Origin of the sequence: Streptomyces sp. 13-12-16, from assembly GCF_002114215.1 — a bacterium.
Taxonomy (GTDB): Bacteria; Actinomycetota; Actinomycetes; order Streptomycetales; family Streptomycetaceae; genus Streptomyces.
The window spans coordinates 1-939 of sequence record NZ_NCTE01001437.1 but is presented as its reverse complement, the minus strand read 5'-3'; the positions used below and the strand labels follow the sequence as shown (position 1 = coordinate 939).

Annotated in this window: 1 pseudogene; it reads right to left on the bottom strand. The window is 78.6% G+C overall.

Annotated elements, in window-relative coordinates:
• Positions 1-939 (bottom strand): annotated as a pseudogene (locus B7767_RS42210) (hypothetical protein); the annotation flags it as partial.

Here is a 939-nt window from a genome sequence, read left to right as displayed (position 1 = left end):
GGGGCCGGTTCGGGCGGGGAGGGCGGGTCCGCCGGGAAGTGGTCGTCCCGGAGGCGGTCGTAGCCGAGGTCGGCGCGGCCCTGCCAGTCGTCCGGCAGGCACAGGGTCGCCCCCGTGCCGGGCACCGGGGCGACGGCGAGCGGGCGGAGGGTGGTGACCCGGTCGGGGTCGAGGCGTCCGACGACCCGGATCCGCAGCCCGGGGTGCTCGCCCAGGCGCCGCAGGTTCGCGGTGTGGGCGAGAGAGGGATGACGGAGTGCGGGAGCCAGCCGGACCGGCCCGCCCGCCCGTCCCGGCAGTACGCGGACCAGCAGGTCCTCGCCGTCGGTGGCGGCGATCTCCACGTCGCGGACGGTCAGTGACCCGGTGGGCCCGGCTCCGTCGGGGTCCGGGTCCGACGGGGGCCAGGGCCGTCCGGCGGCGAAGGTGGCGCGGACGCCCGGTTCCGGCAGCAGGCGGCCGTCCGGGGCGACGACCGCCCCGGTGACGATCAGGCCGCCGCGCGACACCCGGAAGTGGTCGCTCAGGAAGGACCGGAGGGCGACGTGGGCGGTACCGGCCCGGCGGGCGCGGGCGGGACCGCCGGGCTTGACGTCGGGGAGCGTGTACGCGTGGCCGTCGTCGTCGACGAGGTGGGTGACCACTCCGCCGAGGCCGCCCGGCCCGATCACCGGTTCGCGGCAGACGCCGTACAGCCGCAGCGGTCCGTCGGGGCGGTGGTGGTGGCGGACCGCGCCGATGAGCGCCGGGTCGGGGTCGGCGGACCGCAGCCGGTGGGTGACGAGGAGGAGTTCGCGCAGGGCGTCGACCAGTGCGGCGAGGGCGCGGGGGCGGTGCGGGTCGCGCTCGTCGCGCAGGTGGCGCACGACGTCCAGGGCGGCGGCCTCCGCACGGTGGAGACCCGCGAGGCGGGCGGTGTGGGCGGCGCGCAGCAACTCC